The 2614-nt window shown below is 42.6% G+C and carries 2 protein-coding genes and 1 pseudogene; 2 read left to right on the top strand and 1 reads right to left on the bottom strand.

From position 1 onward, the window contains the following. Window positions 1–89 precede the first annotated feature (89 nt). Window positions 90–536, bottom strand: a pseudogene (locus G485_RS29375) (histidine phosphatase family protein); the annotation flags it as partial. A 141-nt stretch (window positions 537–677) separates the two neighbouring features. On the opposite strand from G485_RS29375, the gene G485_RS30080 reads away from it, so the two are divergent. Next, complete coding sequence (locus tag G485_RS30080) at window positions 678–833, top strand: hypothetical protein (protein ID WP_156922452.1); 156 nt, start codon at window positions 678–680, stop codon at window positions 831–833. A 2-nt stretch (window positions 834–835) separates the two neighbouring features. Beyond that, window positions 836–2320, top strand: a complete 1485-nt coding sequence (locus G485_RS0117250; RefSeq protein ID WP_027093534.1) for a recombinase family protein — start codon at window positions 836–838, stop codon at window positions 2318–2320. Window positions 2321–2614: the final 294 nt, after the last annotated feature.

The following is a 2614-nucleotide window of genomic DNA, read 5'->3' as shown; positions in this document are numbered from 1 at the left end:
CATGCTCAATCACTCTTTCAATGGTCGTGTTACTGTATAATTCGACAAAACCGTGGTAAAAGCCTGCTTGGCGGACTTTTTCACCGGACTTCTAAGTAATTCATAATTAATACCATGATATTACCATGTGTCCCGATTGCAATATTTTTACCTTCATATCGTTCCAATACTTTTTCGAGCACTCGAACTCCCCTATTCTGGGCAACAATATTGGATTCTCCCCCCTCCCAAGAAAAAGAATAGTCCTCCCATACCTTAGCTATTGCACTGTCAAAGTCACTTAGGGGCTTTTCAGATAATAACCTTTCTTTAAAGTCCTCTTCTATGACTATATCAAGACCATAGATTCCAGTTAGCCCTTCAATAGTTTGTATTGCTCTTTTATATGGACTTGAAATGAGGACATTTATACTTTCGTATTTCAGTATTTCCGTAACTTTCTTAGCATCCTCTTTTCCACGTTCTGATAAGGGTCTATTTAATTCATCGGGAGAATAAGTAGAATGAGCATGTCGAACAAAATAAAGATTTGTAATCAACTAAGTCACCGACCAATCAATTTAGTATATATCCAAATTTTAACACGTCAAAATAGGTCTTGTCTGTATATCTGGAGTTACTGTCGCACCTTTCCCTCTACATGGAGCGACCACTGGATAGTAAGGGGGATGATGATAATGAATGTTGAACGTACTTTCAAAGGGAACGAATCATTTATTAGTCTACTTATACCGTTGATTGACGCTGAGATTGACAGAATTATGGAACAACAGAGCGACTTTAAGTATAATGGTGGTAACGCCAATACACCCCATAGTGAAGAGGTGGCGTAACTATGAGGTGTGCAATATATATTCGTGTTTCGACAGATAAACAAAAATCGTCATTAGAGAATCAAAGAAGCCTATTCTTCCAGTACCTAGAGGATAGGGGTTGGGACGTATTTGACTTCTATGTAGACGTTGAAAGCGGGACAACTGGTAGGCGCGAAAATTTGCAACGCTTGATACGGGATGCTAAGGCTCGAAAGTTTGATGTTATTCTTGCAAAAGAACTTTCACGCCTTGCTCGTAACGGCGGGCTGTCCTATCAAATTAGGGACATAGCTATGGAGAACCGTATTCACATTGTCACGCTTGACAATGCAATCAACACGCTTGAGGGCAAAGGTGAAATGTTCGGTCTATACGCTTGGATGTACGAGCAGGAATCACAACGTACATCTACTAGGATTAAAGCCGCCCTCAGCAGTAAGGCAAGAAAAGGTGAGTTCAAGGGTTCTGTACCACCGTACGGCTATCGGCTACAAAACGGCAAACTTATCTTGGCTGAGGATGAAACGCTCAGCAATGTAAAGCGGATTTTCCGAATGTACTTGGAAGGTAAGGGTTTTGATGCTATTGCACGAACTTTAACCCGTGAAGGCTGTCCGACACCTGCACAGGTTGTAGGTAAGAAAAATGCTGGGCTGTACTGGCAAGGTACGTCCGTGAAGAAAATTCTAACTAACCCGCATTATGTTGGCGACTTAGTTCAAGGGCGACAGACAACGATAAGTGTTACATCAAAAGTGCGTGAAGAAATCCCAAGAGAACAGCAAATCGTTACTGAAAACGCCCACCAAGCCATAATTTCAAGAGAAGACTTTGAAGCTGTACAGCGGTACATGACGGGACGAAAGCGACAGCAAGCAAAGCCAAAGGCAAAAAAGCATCTGTTTACAAACTATCTTTTTTGCGCCGATTGTGGCAAGGCTCTATGGTATGTTCATTACCGTAAAGGCTATGTGTGTGGCAATTATTACAAGCACTGTAAGCACGTTTGCAGTCAGCATAGTGTGAAGGAAAAGGAACTGAGTGAAGTTATCCTGAACGACATTCGTAGTATCGCTGAAACTTTAAGCGAGAACGAAGTCATGGGGCGGCTGGAATCCAAAGCGGCACATACAAGGAAGCAAGCAGAAAAGCAACTGCAATCTTTACAAAGGCGTATTGAAAAGCTGAAGGAACAAAAGACAGGCTTAATTAGATTGTTGGCAAGCGGTACGATTACGGAGACCGAATACAAGGGAGCAACGGAGAGTAGTAACGCGGAACTCTTTACCCTGCAAGAGCAATTAAAATGCTTTCAGTCTCAGCAAGCAAGTGGAAGTACAGGAGAAAGTATTGCTCGATTGAAGAAAGAACTCAAGCAATTCATGAAGATAAAGGAACTTACTCCTGAAATGGTGCATCGTTTGGTCGATAAGATTGAAGTCAAAGCGGATGGTTCGGTGAACATTCATTATAAGTTCACTTCCACCGCTCTTCTTTCGGCTTAAAATACAGTGACCGACACTCAAGTCATGTGGAGGTAACAGTGAGAGACAAGCGATCGCCTACAGCTTGAACCAGTGGGAAGAGGAAGGCTTGCACATCGGTGACGGTTGGCAACGGCACGAACAGGTTGCGACGCATATATAAAAATGGGGTGACATATGAAGTTCAACACGTAACGGCAGAATCTAATAGTCAAAATTCCGGGTCTGTCAAGAATTTTGTGTAAACTCATTTATGGAACCTCCCCCGAGGGGGAGAGCGAACCCTTACGGCAAATGCTGTCCAATTCGATCTGG

This window comes from Cohnella thermotolerans DSM 17683 (assembly GCF_000429825.1).
Lineage (GTDB): Bacteria > Bacillota > Bacilli > Paenibacillales > Paenibacillaceae > Cohnella > Cohnella thermotolerans.
The sequence above is the reverse complement of the archived record's forward strand: the minus strand, read 5'-3'. Positions and strand labels throughout refer to the sequence as shown.

Bases quoted from the DNA above. Each gene is read 5' to 3' on its own strand.
- G485_RS30080 (WP_156922452.1), top strand. From the start codon at position 678: ATGAATGTTGAACGTACTTTCAAAGGGAACGAATCATTTATTAGTCTA.
- G485_RS0117250 (WP_027093534.1), top strand. From the start codon at position 836: ATGAGGTGTGCAATATATATTCGTGTTTCGACAGATAAACAAAAATCG.